The sequence below is a fragment of the Dyadobacter sp. CY323 genome (genome assembly GCF_021390245.1).
In the GTDB taxonomy this organism is placed as follows: domain Bacteria; phylum Bacteroidota; class Bacteroidia; order Cytophagales; family Spirosomataceae; genus Dyadobacter.
The window spans coordinates 106,289-124,344 of the sequence record NZ_JAJUXH010000004.1; the positions used below are offsets into that span (position 1 = coordinate 106,289).

At 47.2% G+C, this 18,056-nt stretch carries 12 protein-coding genes; 3 read left to right on the plus strand and 9 right to left on the minus strand.

From position 1 onward, the window contains the following. Positions 1-60: 60 nt before the first annotated feature. The 8 genes from LZG72_RS09460 to LZG72_RS09495 form a co-directional block, all read right to left on the minus strand. The gene (locus LZG72_RS09460) at positions 61-2,631 is read right to left on the minus strand and encodes a glycerophosphoryl diester phosphodiesterase (protein WP_233871487.1); all 2,571 of its coding nucleotides are present in this window, start codon (positions 2,629-2,631) and stop codon (positions 61-63) included. 100 nt (positions 2,632-2,731) lie between these two features. Then, the gene (locus tag LZG72_RS09465; protein WP_233870741.1) at positions 2,732-4,630 is read right to left on the minus strand and encodes an FAD-dependent oxidoreductase; all 1,899 of its coding nucleotides are present in this window, start codon (positions 4,628-4,630) and stop codon (positions 2,732-2,734) included. A gap of 3 nt (positions 4,631-4,633) precedes the next feature. Then, complete coding sequence (locus tag LZG72_RS09470) at positions 4,634-5,650, minus strand: hypothetical protein (protein WP_233870744.1); 1,017 nt, start codon at positions 5,648-5,650, stop codon at positions 4,634-4,636. Between the two features lie 6 nt (positions 5,651-5,656). Beyond that, positions 5,657-6,697 carry an FAD:protein FMN transferase gene (locus LZG72_RS09475; protein ID WP_233870747.1) on the minus strand — a complete coding sequence of 347 codons (1,041 nt, stop codon included), beginning with the start codon at positions 6,695-6,697 and terminating at the stop codon, positions 5,657-5,659. Beyond that, the gene (locus LZG72_RS09480; protein WP_233870749.1) at positions 6,697-8,496 is read right to left on the minus strand and encodes an FAD-dependent oxidoreductase; all 1,800 of its coding nucleotides are present in this window, start codon (positions 8,494-8,496) and stop codon (positions 6,697-6,699) included. The genes LZG72_RS09475 and LZG72_RS09480 overlap by 1 nt, the downstream gene beginning before the upstream one ends. Next, complete coding sequence (locus tag LZG72_RS09485; RefSeq protein WP_233870752.1) at positions 8,493-9,422, minus strand: hypothetical protein; 930 nt, start codon at positions 9,420-9,422, stop codon at positions 8,493-8,495. The genes LZG72_RS09480 and LZG72_RS09485 overlap by 4 nt, the downstream gene beginning before the upstream one ends. Positions 9,423-9,629: 207 nt before the next feature. Beyond that, positions 9,630-11,123 carry a RagB/SusD family nutrient uptake outer membrane protein gene (locus LZG72_RS09490; RefSeq protein ID WP_233870754.1) on the minus strand — a complete coding sequence of 498 codons (1,494 nt, stop codon included), beginning with the start codon at positions 11,121-11,123 and terminating at the stop codon, positions 9,630-9,632. Between the two features lie 27 nt (positions 11,124-11,150). Next, entirely contained in the window at positions 11,151-14,177 is a 3,027-nt protein-coding gene (locus LZG72_RS09495) for a TonB-dependent receptor (protein ID WP_233870756.1), read from the minus strand. 344 nt (positions 14,178-14,521) lie between these two features. On the opposite strand from LZG72_RS09495, the gene LZG72_RS09500 reads away from it, so the two are divergent. From LZG72_RS09500 to LZG72_RS09510, 3 genes are all read left to right on the plus strand, one after another. Then, complete coding sequence (locus LZG72_RS09500) at positions 14,522-15,691, plus strand: LacI family DNA-binding transcriptional regulator (RefSeq protein WP_233870759.1); 1,170 nt, start codon at positions 14,522-14,524, stop codon at positions 15,689-15,691. A gap of 66 nt (positions 15,692-15,757) precedes the next feature. Further along, a complete protein-coding gene (locus tag LZG72_RS09505) occupies positions 15,758-15,970 on the plus strand; it encodes a hypothetical protein (RefSeq protein WP_233870762.1) in 213 nt (70 codons plus the stop codon). Further along, entirely contained in the window at positions 15,970-16,227 is a 258-nt protein-coding gene (locus LZG72_RS09510) for a Txe/YoeB family addiction module toxin (RefSeq protein ID WP_233870764.1), read from the plus strand. The genes LZG72_RS09505 and LZG72_RS09510 overlap by 1 nt, the downstream gene beginning before the upstream one ends. A gap of 138 nt (positions 16,228-16,365) precedes the next feature. Here LZG72_RS09510 and LZG72_RS09515 read toward each other — a convergent pair whose 3' ends face one another. Continuing rightward, positions 16,366-18,024 carry a RagB/SusD family nutrient uptake outer membrane protein gene (locus LZG72_RS09515; protein WP_233870767.1) on the minus strand — a complete coding sequence of 553 codons (1,659 nt, stop codon included), beginning with the start codon at positions 18,022-18,024 and terminating at the stop codon, positions 16,366-16,368. Positions 18,025-18,056: the final 32 nt, after the last annotated feature.

The window sequence follows — 18,056 nt, forward strand, 5'->3', positions numbered from 1 at the left end:
ATCCGAATGCGTAAGCGAATCATGTTTTTACCGATTACCCTAAATTTTTTCACTAAAAACTTACTCAAACCGCACGGTATATACTTCCATCCCAAATCCTGGAATTTGATAGGAGGGAGAATTTACAGCTGATCCGGAAGCAGTTTTAGCTATGTTTTTTATCTTTTTTCCAGTACCCCATTTTTCCGGGTTGAACGTGATCTGCCCCTCCGAAGGCTGGGCGCGGTTGTTCAACAGAATGACATATGCTTCATTTTTAGCGGCATTCTCAGCCAGAATGCAATCCACGGTCGGTTGATTACCAGCTACGAATCCCCCGCGGATCACCAGTTTGGCTTTCTCGCCAAATACAGTTCCCGGCTCAAAGCCATACGTCTGGTGCGGGCCTACTTTTGGAGTGACAAAACCTCTCGGAAACTCTATTTTTCCTTTTGAGCGTAAGGCAACTTCTGAAAGCAGATAATCCGTGATCCAGCCGATCTGCCACCATGCGTGATGCGGATAAGGTCCTGCCCCTTTGTTCATGGCAGCCCAATAGTAAGATGCGACGCTGGTTTTACTGTCGACAAACGCATGTCGCCCAATTGCTGCCGATCGCGCCATATCCGCGAAAATTTGCTCCCCCGTGAGTTGGTGCATCCGTATGAACATTCCCGCGTGACTGGCCAGCTGAATGGGGCCCAGGCGTGTCGCAGAGCCAAAAATGCCGCCATGCTCAAAGCTCAGACCCGTCTGACTGATCTCCCAATCTTCAAGGTTAGCGCCATTTACAGTCTTAGGATTTCGGTTCGCAATGGGATGCGTGTAAACGGAAGTCGTGTAGATTTTCGCGCAGGTAACCGCGGCATCCTGGTATTTTTTGTTTTTGGTAAAATCATAAAGATCCAAAAGTGCCTGGGCCGATTGCCCGGTTGCGAAATCCGGGGCGTAACGTGCGTCGCCGCAAACACCCAGGAATGCGCCGGTTTCGACTGCGTTTTTGATAAACCAATCTGCCCCTTTTTGCGCGGCTTTCAGGTATTTTTCATCTTTTAAAAGCCGGTAGGCCACGATCATTCCGTAGAATGTCGGTCTTATATCTTTGATATCTTTGAATATTTCCTGCTCGGTTTTCCGGTCGTAAGCTACTGCCCAGCTGCCGTCCGCATTTTGCCAGCTCAGCAATTTGTCAGCCCCTAATCGCAGCTTTTCTTTCAATTCCGCGTTATCCGGCTCGAACAAAAGCATGTTGCCCATATCTAGTAACACATAGTAAGTCAATGCGATAGGTTCCACAACCTCGCCCCATTCCTCGACGAATTTTTTGCTTTTAGCCAAATAATACTGACCCTCGATGGCGCCGTCGAAAAAACCTTTTTTGGTTTCCTGCTGCACCAGTTTGAAGTTTAATGCCGGCGGCAATACTTTTTCCTTCAATTCCGGATCGTTCGTTGCATTCGCGAGCATCCACATCGCGCCGTAATCGGCGTTTTTCATGGCGTCTTTCTGCGAGCCCACCACACCGCCGAGGTACGACTGCGCCCCGATTTGCTTGCCTTCATACTCTTCAATGTTCCAAAGCGAAGTTTTCGGATCGGTGAGGTAACCGTGCATTTTTTCAATGCGGTCGGTCAGTGCTTGTTTGCTCTGGCGGAGGCTTAATGTTTCGTGGAATTTATAAATGTCATTCGCCGCATGTTTGATCGAAGCAAACCAGTCTCCCGCGATCAGGCTGTACCGAAATGAATAGCTAATCTCCTCACCCGCATTTCGTTCTGATTTTTGTTCACCCAAAACCGGGTGGTACAATGTCGGCGAAAGCTGCGCTTTTCTGTTCATGTGCGAAAGTCCGAGCAACCAGTCTATCTGAGTAAACTTATCTTTCGCCCACGGATCACGCGCCAGTCCCGGCTCGGGAATCACGGAAAGCGTAATGCCGTTTTTGGTACTGACCAATGGACTTAACGTAGTCGCACAACGCTCGCGATAAACGACCGGACGGGCGGGAATACCATGGCCATAAGCATAAGCCAATGCAAAGTTTTCCTGCATAAAATTTCCCTGAAAATAGCCTGGAACCGACGTCCACGCCATTTGGTTGACTGGAACGGACGCCAGGGTAGGGGTTGCGAGCGAGAAAAACCCTTTCTTTTTGGGTATCAAACGCATGGTTACCTGAATGTCATTCGGGAATTGGGGATCCAGTTTCCAGGTCGCTTTTACCGTGGCTACTTCCGTTTCTTTGGTGAATTCCAGCTCATTTTTCTTACCTGAAAAAGAACTTGGGAGAAAACTAAAAACCTGTCCGGCCTTGTTCAGCGACACTTCCGTGGTGCTTTCCTTCCATTGTTTCTCCTGGTAATGGTAATTCTCTTCGGGAAATGTACCCCCGGTAATTTTTTGGAATGTTTCTTTCGGCTCTTCAGAAGGTTTGGTTTCGGAATAAAGCAAAGTATACTCGCCGGAAGGAGTTAGCCCCTCAACCCATTTACCTTCTTTTTTAAGCAGTATTTTGTCAACGAGCCACCCATCTTTCGCCTTTTTCCAAAGCACCTGAATATGGTCATTAACAAGAACCGGTGAAGCACTTTTTTGGCCAATAACAAGCCCTGAAATCGTAATCCAGCAAACAATCGTAAGAATATATTTCATCATTATCTATTTTAATTTATCCCCTCAAACCCATCTCACATTTAACTTCTCACTTCTCACATCTCACATCTCACATCTCACATCTCACATTTTACTAATCTCAATCCAAATAACACCTAATCTCAAAGATCCTGGCCAACGCGTCCCCATGCGTTTTCTGAACAACCACCCGCACGGCATCAGCTTCCAGAGCATCAAAATCATGAGTTGCCAGCCTCAGAAAATTGTCTTCTGTTTTGATCGTCTTCACCGTTTTTCCTTTGCTCTTGATCTCGATGGTATAATCGGAAACCGTCTCCGTTTGTGGGCCTCGCACCTGATTTTTGTAGACACTATCTTCCGGCGAAATCCTTAAAAAACGGTTTAAACCCGTATCGAAACTGAGCTGGATGTAATTCAGTTTGGTAGGCTTGTCCCATTGCAGTTCGATCCACTGCGGGCCGCTTTTCAGTTCAGCCTGCCATTGGTGCGTTTTGCCGTCTTTGATATTCCTATTGATCCCGTCGATCACATTTGCCGCCGCTCCGTCTTTGGTTGCGGAAGAAGCAGTCACTTTCGCAGTCCTCGCCAAATCTTTTTCATCCTGGTTTTGCACGCCCAGCAGCGACTGGTCCTGACGGAGCAGGATTTGCTGCAACCGCGTAAAATGCGGTTCCTGATTTCCGAGAGCCGCCGGCAGAATGTTGTTTTTATTACAATATGCCACCGCAGTTCCCATCGCCTGACCCATTGCGGCGCAGGTAGCCATTACGCGGGTGGAAGACAATGCCACGTGCGACACGCTCACATTTCTCCCGGCCATTAATAAGTTTTTGATATTCTTGCTGTACAGCGAGCGGAATGGAATCGAATAGGGACCGGCAAGTTTAATGGACCGGAAAGGTTCGATGCCGGTACTGTTCATTCCTTCCGGCGGGTGATCGTCGAGCGGCCAGCCGCCGTATGCGACGCGGTCGGGGAACAATTTCGGGTTTTGAATGTCATCCTGTTTCATAATGTAGTCGCCGGTAAGTCTGCGACTTTCACGCTTGCCGGGGATCATTCCTACCCACGATAGCGCCCAGTTCTCCGATTCGGGATGGTTTCCTGAATTTTTGATATAATCCCAAACCCCGAACAAGGTTGCCAGCAAGTCGTGCCGGATTTTTTGTCCGTCGCCTACAATGTCTTCCAGTCCGCCGAGTTCCAGCCACCAGTAGCCATATTCCCATTGCGTTATTTTCCGGTGTACAAAATCTTTGGTCGTGTATTTCCTCGCCCATTTCGGGGGCGTATATGGCATCCGCTTTTCGTGCTTTTTGGAAGTAAAGAGCAGGCTGTTGCCCATGGTATTCATATCCGCTTTTTGTACGGCGAGTGATTCACCCCATTGACTGGTAGCCTCGCGTCCGCGCATAAAATCAGCTCCGGCACGTGCGCCCAGCGATCCGTCGCCGGTACAGTCGGCGAAGAATTTTGCTTTTATCTCAAATAATTCCTCTGTCTGCGAGCAGATTGCCGTGACAGTTTTAATCTCGTCGCCAGCGACTTCCAGGTCCCAGAAAGTAGTGTCGAGCAGCAGCGTAATATTCTCTTCTGAAATGACTTTGTTATACATTACAAAATCCCACATTTCGTACGATCGCTGCTGATTTTCAACGGCTTCGGTCAAAACGAGTTCTTCCAGGATACCGGTTTCGCGCCATACCTGCTGCAATGCGCTCGCTCCCGAAATGTGCATCCGGATCTCGCTGCTGGCATTTCCGCCCAATCGCGACCGGTTTTGAATGAGTACTACCTTGCTGCCGTTTCTGGCGGCCGCAATCGCAGCGCACACGCCGGACATTCCGCCGCCTGCGATGAGGAAATCGGTTTCAAGTTTTTTCTTTTTGTAAACATCCTTGTTGATCTCGAATGCATTTTCCTCCGCTTCGCGATCATAAATGGTAACCGGGTCCATAAAAAACATCCCGGTGCCGGCACCGAACGATTTGATAAAATCTCTTCTTTGCGTTTTCATTTTTTAAGGGTTAGGAATTGCGTTTGACTTCAAAACGGCAGCGGCTGCTTTTGCCGACAATGCGGCTTCGTTACTATTAGCAATGGCCCCGACTTTCTGCCTTTGATTTGCATTCAGTTTAGGAATATAGGATATCAGAATATCCAGAGAATTAGATTTTAACTTAATGTCTTTCAGTTTGTTGAGTATTTCATTCTGCATTTTGAATTCCACTTTCCCAATCAGTTTCACCAGGGTTACCTGAAAGTTTTCCGACGTCCAGATCCGCAGCGGGATCTTTTCAATGGCGAAATAGGGGACAAATGAACTTCCCTCGGAAACCAGCCGGATCAGCAGCGGCGCAAACTTGTCCAGGTCCTGCTCCGGTATTTTATTCAATGCATAGTACTGGTAATGCGCATTGTCGGAGCCGAGCATTTTCCGGAGAACGGTTTCGTTGATCAGCGGCCTGGAATGTTCCCTGATCTTACCGGCGATGTCTCCGTTTACAATGTGCCACAATGTATAAGTACTGTACAACGCACCTTCCACTACTTCGTCTTTTACAGCCGTGTTCGTCGCTCCGGAAACCGCATCCACCACTACCGCCGACTTCTTTTTTTTCTCCGGATCCACCAAACTTTCTACGGCATGATCGCGCAGGGATGATTCATTATTAGCTAAAATGGCCTTCATTTTAGCATGGTCCGCATTGGTGAATCTGATATGGTCAAACTTGGTGAGCGGGTTTCCTTTCGGGGTTTTATAGTTCTGAAAATTGCCGAGCAAATCCCAGTACAAATCAATGGTGACCAGATAGCAGAGACTGTCTTCACAAACCGGTGTTTTGATTTGGCTGAAATAGTAATCAGGTAAATCGTCTTTTCCATAAACCAACTCGACGCGAACCGCAATACTATCTTTGATGGTTGTTTCAAATGCGGTTTCCCTTCTTTCTTTTTGTTTGGTAAATGAAGAAAACCAGATCTGTATTCCTGAAAGCAGGATGAAAAGCGCGGGTACACAGATCCGTTTTTTCATCCGCTGCTACTTCTTTTCCAGGGCATTTTTTCCCTCAGTAATAAAATCCCTGATCCCGTCGCTCGCATACGGGTTTATCTTCCCGGATGCATCGGAGTAAATAATATAGACATCGAGATCTTTTCTTTTTGCCACAAACTGTTTTGTTTCTTCCAAACCCATTAAAAAAAATGCGGTATCGTACCCGTCGGCTGTGATGGCATCCGGCGCAAACACGGTTACACTCAGCACCGAACTCTGCTCCATGGAGCCGGTTTTCGGATTGATAATGTGGTTGAAAACCTGTCCGTTTTTCTCAAAATGATTTCTGTAATTTCCGGCGGTGGTCATCGCCCGGTCGGCGAGCTTTACGGTGCTGAATAAGGTGCCGGGGCGCAGTGGATTTTCAATGCCGGCAACCCAGGATTTTCCTTCATTCTTCATTCCTTTGCAAAGAATTTCCCCGCCGATTTCCACCATAAACCTGTTAATTCCTTTTTTTTGAAGAAATGCACCAACCAGATCGACCGAGTACCCCTGCGCAATGCCATTGAAATCAAGCCTTACATAAGGTTTAGTTTTTTTGACCGATGACGCATCAAACTGGATATTTTGAAACCCAATCAACTTCAAAAGCGAGTCTACATTTACATTTTCGGGATCTTTTGCCCTTTTTGCCCCAAATCCATAAGCTTCCACCAGCGGCATCACGGTCGGATCAAAAGCGCCCTTGGTAGCCTCATACACCTCTTTTGATTTTTTTAAAACCGGGTAAAAATAGGGTGACCTGAATGTGAATGACTCCGTTTTATTAAATTCTGAAATCTCAGAATCTTGTCTGTATAACGATAAGCTGCGATCAAAATCCGCCAGTATCGAATCAATTTGAACTTTAAAATTCCTGTTTTTGGAGTCGTAATATTTAACGTGATAAGTAGTTCCCTGCGCCACACCGTTGACCGAAGTCAACGGTAATTGATTAGGGGGGAGGCCTTGCTGCTCCTTTCCCTGACCGTCTGCTTTAGCTGACGGCAGGAGAGCTAGAAAGAGGAGCAAGGCGTGTCTCATCACGGTTGCGGAGCGACGGTCTCACCTTTCAAAATCGCCATCAATTCGGGTAAATGGTCCTGGTAAACTCCTCTCGGGGTCGTTTTGTATTTGTTTGTCAAATACGCGGCGAATCCTACCACTTCGCCCATCATCCCGCAGGTACGCATTACGCGGGTACTGCCAAATGCAACGTGGGTAGTGCTGATATTCCGGCCTGCTACGAATAGATTCTGAATGTTTTTGGAATAAAGGCAACGGTATGGAATCGTGTAGGGAGCTACTTTAATGTGTTTGGTCCCCGCGAAGAATTCCTGACCTTCGAAGTATTTGCTATTTTTTGTGTCGGGAAAATGTAAATCGATCGTCCAGGTTGCAGTTACTGAACCATCGGGATAAAACTTACCTTCCTGAATGTCCATCTGGTTAAGTATATGGTCACCGATGATGCGGCGCGATTCGCGTTTTCCACCGATATAGGCTACCCATGCCAGCTCACGTTTTGCGTATTTGGCAGGTTTGTTCTTTTTCAGATAAGACCAGTTTCCGAAAATGGCACGCAGGTTGTGGTCGCGGATTTTCTCTGCATCGGTAATGGTGTTGAAATTGCCAAAACCGGTTTCCCACTGCCAGTCTGATTGTGGCTCGTCGATGTGGTACTCGTCTGAAAACTGCATCGCCCACGGTGTTTCGGGGAATGAAGAAACGGTATCGCGTGCCAGCGACGCCCACAAATTGGAGGTTCCTAATGTAAAGTCGTCAGCTTTGTCGGCAGCCAGCGATTCGCCGGTTTCAGCCTTACTTTCACGGCCCATTCTGAATTCCGCGCCCGCCAGAAAACCTACCGTTCCGTCACCGGTACAGTCTGAGAAAAACGAGCCGGCAAAACGCATTTCTTTATTGGTAGCAATGTCGCGACCAACTACGGCAGTAATGATATCGTTCTCTTTTTCAACTTTGTAAACGTGCATGTTGAGGAAAAGAGAAATATTAGGTTCTGCTTTCACGATCGCGATTTTACGCGCGTCGCCATATTCTTTGGCATCCGGATTTCCATTTCCAGGATCTCCATTGTCCATTTCTCTTACAATTCTGCCCAGTTTCGGATAATGGTTTTTGTCCACATCACCCATTAAATGCACGCGGATCTCGGAACTGTTGTTCCCGCCCAAAACCGGCCTGTCCTGAATCAGGGCAACTTTCAAACCCATTCGGGAAGCTGAAATGGCAGCGCAGGTGCCCGCGATACCGCCGCCTACAACAACCATATCAAACTGTCCTGCGTCTGCTGGCTTGTCGGTAAGATTGAGCAATTTTTTGCGGAATGCAGTTAATGCTTCGAATTCATTTGGCGGCGTGAATTTGAGGTCATCGGTGAATAAAATGGCGTCACAACGTCCATTAAAACCGGTAAGATCTTTCATGCTAAGCTTCGCAGAGCTGCCTTTAATGGGGATTTCGCCCCCGTCATACCATCTCCAGACATCCGATCCGCTCGAACCGAAAACCTGGTTCACTTTCTGCCCGTCAATCGAGATTTCGAACTTTCCAGGACCTTTTGGAAACGGCGCCCAGTCTTTCGTGCGAACCCACATGCGGTACTTACCCGGTTTCGGGAATTTGACAGTCGTTGCGGCATCTTTCACCGGCCGGCCCATGCCATGTGCCATGATGTACGATGATCCCATCACCACAAACGATTGCTGATCGATTACCCAGCCACCTTTGTCTTCAAAGGATTCGGTTTCCACGAAAACATGATTTTGCGCCGTGGCAAAAAAAGAGATCAGGATCAATGTCAGGCTTAGAATGTTTCTCATTTCGTTAGTATTTGTTTGATAAGCGATGCTTGTTCCTCGTTCGATTTTTCGAGTCCGGACTTTAATTTATTGGCCAATGATTCATTGACGGTAACGGATTGCAGTTTTTTCAAAATCGCGATCTGCAATGCATAAGAAGATTTTTCGTAGGTTTCCCAAATCCAGTTTTGCCTGGAAGTCCCCGACAGAAAAGTACTGTTCACGCGTTGCAAAGCATTTTTGGCAATGAAAATATTTTTCCCGCCAATGATTCTTTCCACATCCGCATCATATCCTTTCCGGACATTCCCTTTTTGGTCGAGCACTTTTTCCATTGCCCAATACTGATAATGGTAATTGTCGCTGTTGAGAAAGCTGTGCAGCAGCGATTCGCTTTTGTAGCTCTCGATGATCTTTCGCATTTCGGGAACCGCGCTGCCATATGCGATTTTCCACAAAGTGAAGCAGGTGTAAACCGCCCCGTCAATCACCTGGTTTTTAATGGTTTTAAGAGTCGCCCCTGCTTTTGCATCGACCGAATCGCTCAGATCCTCGGTACCTTTCACGATCAGGTCTTCCATTTCCAGATCGGCGAAAATGGAGTTGGGCTGCGCCAGGATATCCTGCAATTTCTCGTAATCCTCGGGCTTGAATTCGTCGTGATCCACTTTGGTCAGGATCTTGTCTTTCGGCAGATCGTACCGCATGTAATTCCCGAGAAGGTCCCAATAGAAATTAACATACACCGGTTTGCATTCATTGGTGTAGCAAACCGGTGTGAAAATGTTCCTGTAAAAGTATTGTGGCTTCCCCGACTCATCCAGCGCAAGCTTCAAAGTGTAGGTCAGCGTGTCGTTTTCAACAATCTGGAATTCCCGCACTTTTTCATTTCCCAAAACCGGGGAAGGAATCATCAGAAAAGCCACAAACAAAACGACATTCAACATATCAGATATTTTTTCATTTCAATTATCAACGTCTGCTACCGGATAGCTGGGTGTTCGCCGGTTTTTGCATTAGCCCCAGCGGGGCATCAACATTTGCCTCAGCGGGGCTCCCTGTTTCTAGCCGCCCTGTCACTCCATTTGATTTTGGACTCCGGCGCGAGTCTCCTGTAAACTGGCCAGGAAGCCCCGCCGGGGCCGTCCCGGATCTTACTTCCAGTCCGGATTCTGCTCGATCTTCGCATTTGCGTTGATCTCGTCCTGCGGAATCGGGAAATAGCGGTTTTTGGCGGTCACATTCCTGACCGGATATACGCTATTTACTGCTTTTGGAATAACTGTCAAAAACTTACCTGTTCTGGTCAGGTCATACCAGCGGTCACCTTCTGCGAAAAACTCCCAGCCACGTTCCTGCAGAACAGCCTCGATGAAGGCTTCTTTTGTCAAACCGGCTTTCAGATCGGCCAATCCAGCCCGTTTACGAACTACATTGATAAATGCATATGCACCGGCAGTTGCTCCGTTCAAACGAGCCTCTGCTTCCGCAGCGATCAGATATACATCCGGCATTCTCAGGATCGGAATATTCGGGATCAAACCGATCGTCGAAACCGGATCCTGATATTTTTTGATCAAAACACCATCGGTTGTAATCGGGGTAACACTGCGTTGCGGGATTACTTTACCCGTTTTGTCAACATAATTTGTGTCCAGCAAACCTCGGCGGGCATCTTTGGGATCGAAGGAGTTGAAAAAGGACTGGTATGCAAACATCGATCCGAAAGAGGTTCTTGCATAGGCTGGTGCCGCGCTTCCTGCCGGTCCGCACAGACCGACCAATTGGTGGCCAAGTCCCGGTGAAACGGGATCAACTTCATAAGCAAAAATATTTTCCAAACGCGCAGCATCCTCATTATCATAACGATATACATCCCACACAGCCGGCAAAAGCGCATGTTTGTTAGAAGCGATCACCAATTTTGCTTTGGCCAGCGCCGTGGCCCAATCCTCATTGTAGAGCGCAGCTTTTGCATAAAGTGCCAGCGCGGCTTCATTGGAAGCACGCCCTTTTACAACAGCCGGGAAGGAGGGAAGTCCTGCCGAAGTTGCCAGATCTAAGTCGGCGTAAATCTGTTTGTAAACATCAGCTTTCGGGCTTTTTGCGGTCAGCGCTTCCTCTTCGGTGTAGCTTGGCGTGATCTTAACCGGTACGTCACCAAAGTTTTTGGTCAAAAACCAATGATAAAAAGCGCGCAGGAAATAAGCTTCTCCGAGGATCTGCTTTTTGCGTGGTTCATCCATGGTCGCATTCGGGACTTTTGCGATCACCCAGTTTGCTTTTTCAATGCCACTGTAACAAGCTGACCATATTTGCTGCGGAGACTCGTTCACACGGCTGTTACTTTTTTGAGTCGTGTAGTTGACGTCGTAGGTGAACATGGTCAATGTGTTCCTTCCCACCACGCCACGAGGGTAAGTTTGATCGTCGCTGAAATCAGCGACGAGGGTAAGTGCCGGGGCGCCGCCAAGGCTTCCCAGTGCGCCATACACAGCTACAAGTCCTTTTTCAGCGTCTGAGGCTGTTTTGTAAAAATCTTCGGTGTAAATGGAAGAATAAATCGTTTCGTTCAATTCGCACGAAGGCAGCAGGAGGGATGCTCCCAGTATGCTCAGCGTTGCGGTTATTTTCGATATCTTTTTCATAGTTATTTGAATTCGGAAAAGAGGATTTTAGAATGTAACCTGAATACCACCCAGGAATGATCTTGACTGAGGATAAACAAAGTTATCAACACCAATAACCGTGTTTGAACCTGCGTACGTATTCACCTCAGGATCGTATCCGCTGTAATCGGTGATCGTAAAAAGGTTGTTGGCACTTACATATAATCTTATCGCCTGTACCCATTTCATTTTTGGCAAAGTATAGCCGAGTGTCAGGTTTTTGCATCTCAGGTAAGAACCATCTTCCACCACGTAATTGGAGATTGGAAGCCTTCCTCCTTGTGCAGCGCTTACATACTGATTGTTCGGATTCGTTGGCGACCAGCGATTCACAACGCCTTTCAACAAGTTACGCTGACCCAGCGGGTTTTCGAATGAAAGCCGACTGGCATTGTAAATGTCATTTCCCTGAGAACCTGCTACGAAAATGCCCAGGTCAAAGCCTTTGTAGGCAAGATTACTTGAAAAACCGTAAATGAATTTCGGGTTTGGGTTTCCTACAATCGTTTGGTCAGCAGCCGAGATCGCATTATCGCCGGTTATATCCTTGATTTTGTGTCCGCCGATGCGGCCATCATACCCGGGAAGAATGGCTTCGCCTGTTTGATTAACACCGTCAAAAACATAGGTTTTGAACAATCCCAACGGTTCGCCTACCTTCAAAATGGTGTAAGTAGTTATAAAACGTTCATTCGTCACACCGCCGTCGAGATCAAGCACTTTGTTACGGTTGAAGGTGGTATTAGCTGAGACATCCCATTTCAACGGTCCATTCAGAATCCGCGCATTCACTGCAAGTTCCAGTCCTTTGTTTTGGAGAGAAGCGTAATTCCCGGTAAGTGAACCATATCCGGAACTTAATGGAAGGGTTTTAACATACAGAAGATCATTGGTTTTCTTGTGGTAAACGTCCGCGATGAAACTCACCCGGTTGTTCAACAAGCTGAGGTCGATGCCGATGTTGGTTTGTGCCGAACGCTCCCATCTCAGATCCGGGTTTGCTATGCCGGTAGGGTTGATACCCGTTGTGTACGTATGGTTGAGCAGATAATCGCTGCCCGTAGCTGCCGCAGTAGAAAGCGACTGATACGGATTAATGCCACCAGCATTACCGGTTATCCCGAAACTACCCCGCAATTTCAAATCAGACAGCCAGGTCAGGTCTTTCATGAAAGGCTCTTCGATCAGGCGGTACGCTGCTGAAATTGCCGGGAAAATACCGTATTTATGATTTGCCCCAAATTTACTTGAACCATCGGCACGAGCTGTAAGGTCAATAAAGAATCTATCCTTAAAACCGTAATTGACACGGGCCATATAGGAATCCAGGCGCTGGCTGCTTCTGCCGCTGCTTACTGTGCGGGTTAATGCCAGTTGCATCGCTTCGTTTTGCGTAGCGTCATTCGGGAAGCCGGAGGCATTCATGGTGTTGTTATTGGATTGTTCCAATTGGGTACCAAATACGGCAGTAGCCTTGAATGTGTGGTTTTTACCAAGATTTGTGCTGTAAGTCAGGATACTTTCGTGAAGCAGGGCGAGGTAGTTCGCATTGGCTTTGGAAGCCGAACCGGAGTTGTCGTTCAGATCACTTTTATTGACAATCGATCTTGGAGAGTAGCCATCGTACAATTCACCTCTCTGGTCGATGTTAAAGGATGCGCGGTAGGTAAGCCCTTTGAAAAGATTGACTTCTCCGTATAAATTGGCCAGCGTTCTTTTGATATCTCTTTTGTTCAGAGCCGCGGCAAAATTAAGCGGGTTTACCACTTCGCGGTACTGACCGCCAGCCTGTTCGCCGAACGGGAAAATGGAGCCGTCTTCACGATACGGTTTCAATGTAGGGGGCGCGCCGATCGCAGCGCCTAGTACCGATGAAAGTACTGCTCCACCGTCGCCAATGTTTTCACCACCGGTTTGTATACCGTCGTTGATCGAATAACTTCCTAAAATACTGGTACCGATCTTAATGGACTTGCTGAGGCGGTGATCCAGGTTGAGGCGGTAAGAATACCGTTTGAAACCAGAACCGATGAACGTTCCCTGTTGGTCAAAATAATTCAGTGAAAGTGCCAGCTGGGTCTTTTCATTCCCACCATTGATAGAAAGCTGGTGGTTCTGGATCGGAGCTTTGCGGAAAATATAGTTTTGCCAGTTAACACCTTCTCCCAACGAGGCAGGATCAGGGTAGTAGTTGTTTTTAAACACTTCATTTTCAACCTGCGCAAACTCTGCGGCGTTTAGTACGTCGAGTTGTTTGTTTACTTTTTGAGTACCATAGTAACTGTCAAATGTTACAGTCGTTTTTCCGCTTTTACCGCGTTTTGTTGTGATCAAAACAACCCCGTTGGCAGCGCGCGCACCATAAATAGCGGAAGCGGAAGCATCTTTGAGTACCTCAACGGATTCGATATCATTGGGGTTAATGGTCGAAAGCGGGCTCACATCGGTGATGCCTCCGCCATTGGAAATCTGAATCCCATCAATCACATAAAGTGGCTCGGACGATCCGTTAATGGAGTTGGTTCCCCTGATGCGGACGCTCACATTACCGCCGGGCGCACCTGAGTTCTGGTTGATCTGCATTCCGGAAACTCTTGCCTGCAAGCCTTGCGCGATGTTAGCGACAGGGGTCTGGACAAGGTCAGCAGCCTTAACAGAAGCAATGGAGCCGGTCGTTTCAACCCGGCGTTGCGTTCCGTAACCTACCACCACCACTTCTTCAAGTGCTTTGATGTCGGGACGAAGTGTGATGTCTACGATCGAACGGTTATTAACCTGAATCTCTTCCCTTAGATAACCTACAAATGAAAACACAAGTGTCGCATTTCCAGCGGATTCCAATGAATAGGTTCCTTCTACGGTCGTGAGCGTGCCCTGCTGAGAACCTTTTACGGTCACACTTGCGCCGGGAATGCCTTCACCTTTTTCATCAACAACTTTTCCGGTAACGGTGCCGGACTGGGCCAGCAATGAATGTGTTATGCCCACACTAAAAAGCATCAGCATGAACAGGCAGGGTATTATTTTCTTCATTGAAATAGAAATTAGGGTTAATTAGATGTTTATAAATAGGAATAGTACAACAGGAGTGAGCTCGGGCTATTCTTAATAATGAATCTGACAGGTAGTTTTAAATGGTTTTGGAGGACTTAAATAGGGTTATTTGATAAAGATATATGGAGGATCGAATTCACCACACTTTATTATCCGGCAAAATTTTCCGGATTTCGTTCAATAACTATCGGGAACGTTTGCGGAGACGTTACCGATATATGGTTTTATGTATTTTTAATATAAGATTTTTCTATTTTTGTGACCGGGTGTTTAACGAGTGCCGGAAACACTGGCAAGATGAACCTTTATTAAAATAGTACAATATGGTTAGGTGCGTGAAATGTGAGCAGGTGGATGGCATTATGAAGGCGGGATATGTGAGAGGTCTTCAACGATACCTCTGCAAGTCTTGCAACTATTATTTCACTCAATCCGAAAAGGATGAGTCGGTGCTTTCATTACAGCGCAGAAAGCGTCACCAGACTACGATCATCGACATTGCCCGATCACTCGGCGTTTCCAATTCAACAGTATCCCGCGCGTTGCACGATCATGCGGATATCAGCCCGGAAACACGTCAGGCGGTGCTCGAAAAGGCCAGTCAACTCGATTACCAGCCTAACCAACTGGCCTACAATCTGGTAAAAAGCAAGACGAACACCATAGGATTGATCGTGCCGGAATTTCATAATCCCTTTTTTCCTAATGTAATTATCGGGGCACATGAAGTGTTGACAAAGGCAGGTTACAACCTCACGATCATGCAGAGTAATGAGTCGTACCAGGTCGAAATTTCCAATGCAAAGGCCATGCTGGCGAACCGGATCGACGGGTTGCTGATTTCGCTCACGCAGGAAACCAATAACTTCGACCATTTGAGTGTATTTGAAAAAAGAGGCATTCCGCTCATTCTTTTCAACCGGGTTTGCGAACAGATCAATGTGCCTAAGGTAGTGGTGAACGATTTCGAGGCGTCGTTTCAGGCAGTGGAACATCTTATTCTGAACGGCTACGAAAGGATTGCACATCTCGGCGGGCCATTGACGCTTTTGGTAAGTCAGGAAAGATTGCGGGGTTACCGGGCAGCGATGCTAAAACACGGTAAAACGATTGAAGATCACATGATCATCCAGGGAATGCTGACGCAGCAAAAAGCGAGGATATATGGTCAGTATCTGCTGGACCTGGCAAATCGGCCTGATGCTATTTTCGCGGTAAATGACTCTGCGGCAATAGAAATTATGTTAATGGCAAAAGAAAAAGGAATCAGTATCCCCGACGAACTGGGCGTTGTAGGATTCAGCGATAACCCGGAATCCACCTATATTGGCCCCGGACTTACGACTGTGCGGCAGCCGACATTGGAAATGGGCCGCATTACTGCCGAGTGGATCCTGCAGATTGTAGATCTGGAAGACGTTCATTTGCCCGAGAAGAAGATTCTGAATACAGAGCTGATTGTGAGGGGTTCTTCACGACGCCGGGGCATTTGAGATTTTAGCTACATTTGTTCCGATTACTCAACTCATGACACATACTAACATTTAAATTTCTTCACAATGCTACGACTAGCAGTGCCAAACAGGAAGGAAAAACGGGCGATTCTGAATTTTTTGAAGTCCGTAAAGATTTCAAATGGAACACTACCGTTTTCGGATACCACCGATTATTTAATGAGCAATCCTGTAAATAAGAAGCGTTTATTGCGAGTGGTCGACGACTTTAAAAACAACAGGGACATCTTTATCCAACGTGATCTTATTGAGCTTTGATGTTGTCCTGGCACCCTGATGCCTGGGAAGATTACATTGAATGGCAAAAGGTAGATAAAGGCATCGTCAAAAAAATTAATGAGCTTCTTAAAGAATGCATGCGAAGTCCCTTTGAAGGTAAAGGGAAGCCTGAAATGCTTCGTTCAAATTTATCTGGCTGTTGGTCGAGAAGGATCAACGAGGAGCATAGGTTGGTGTACCGCGTTGAGCAGGGCGTGGTTTATATTCTTCGTTGTAAATTTCACTATCACGAGTAAGGTTTAATGCCACGGATGCACGAATAAGGCACGAATGCATTCGTGGTATTCGTGCATTCGTGGCATTGAAACAAAAAAAGTGCGCATCCAAAGGACACGCACTTTATTAACTAACAGAATATAATTATTAAAAAGGTATCAGGGATTTTGTTTCAAAACATTGGCTCCCATGATGTCGATCTGCGCCTGAGGTATTGGGAAATACTCGCTTTTGCCTTTTACAAATGTCGCACCTGACAGATAAGTCCTTTTCTTGCTTTCTTTCGCCAGATATGCGTTGAGTACCACGTCAGCTACACCCCAGCGAACCAGGTCAAAGTGTCTGTGGCCTTCCATTGCAAGCTCCACGCGGCGCTCGAAACGCACTGCTTTTCTTGCATAATCCTGGGTTGCAAATGCGGGGTAGGGTTTAACCAGATAGTTTGCAGCAGGTTTTCCGGCAGCATCCATTACTACCACGTTGGCGGCACGTGTACGGATCTGATTTACGATTTTCAGCGCGGTTGCCAGGTCATTTTGTTCCACTGCGACTTCGGCGCGCATCAAAAGAATATCAGCAAAACGGATTGCACGGTAATTATTCGCATTGGCACGCGGAGATTCAGCGCCCCCATTTTCGCCACTGTAAGCAAAGAATTTTTTGAAGGTATATGGCCCGCCAAAAGTCTGGTCCCTGATCCAGTTCTTTCCAGGATGTACGCCCCAGTTCAGAAATGGCAGACCTCTTCTTCCAACCGTCCAGTCCAGCCTCGGGTCCAAGGTTCCGGTGTGTGGTGTGAATGCGTTCGATGACGACAGACCTTCGTCGTTGGTAACATCCACGTCGTTGAATGAGTCGAGCAAAGGAAGTCCGGCCGCGTCTGTTTTGAATGCATTTACCAGGTTTTGAGAAGGCTGATAAAATCCGCAGCATCCGCCGGGAGCCGAGCCATACGGGAAGTTGTAGTTATCTCCCCAGCTTCCGTTCTGCCCGCTGCCGCCATCACCCACAGACATTTGTACCTCAAAAATCGACTCTGCATTGTTTTCAGTCGTAATCCGGAAATTGTCGTGAAAACTGTTCACCAACGAAAACGGCCCGTTGTTGATCACATCATCCAAAATAGGTTTTGCGGCAACGAAATCCTGCTGATACATGTGAACTTTGGCCAAAGTCGACTTCGCGGCCCACTTGCTCACGCGTCCAACCTGTGATTTGGTAGCAGACACATTGTCCACCGCAAATTGCAGATCAGCTTCAATGTTTGGCCAGATATCCTTATCGTTTGGAAGGTTGATGTAATCCGTTACCGTTTCATCCACATAAGGAACCATATTCCAGAGTTTTTTGGCTTCAAAATGGTACCATGCTCTCAGAAAACGAGCTTCGCCGAGTGCCTGCGCTTTTTCGGCGTCGGTCATATCTGTAGCCAGCCCGATCAGCTTGATCGCATTGTTCGAACGGGAAACACCGTCGTAAACGGCCACCCATTTATCATTGTAGGCACCGATGTCTGCCTGCGGAATGTAGCGTTCGATGGTGGTGATCTGCGCCTGGTCACCCACGTCGCTGCCTTTGTAAGCGTCGTCCGAGGCAATGGAGCCGTAAATCCAGTTACTCACCGATGAAGTATTCACCGGCCCGGCACCAACGCCATCAAGCAAACTGTATGCGCCGATCAATACTGCATTTACTCCTGATTTATTGGAAAGAGATTGTTCATTTCCAACTCCGAGTGGAGTAGTTTCCAGAAAGCCTTCTCCGCACGAAGTCATCAGTGCCGCGCAGACCATTGCTGTTAAAATTGTCCTTTTCATATCTATAAGCTTATGATTATCAGATAATAAGA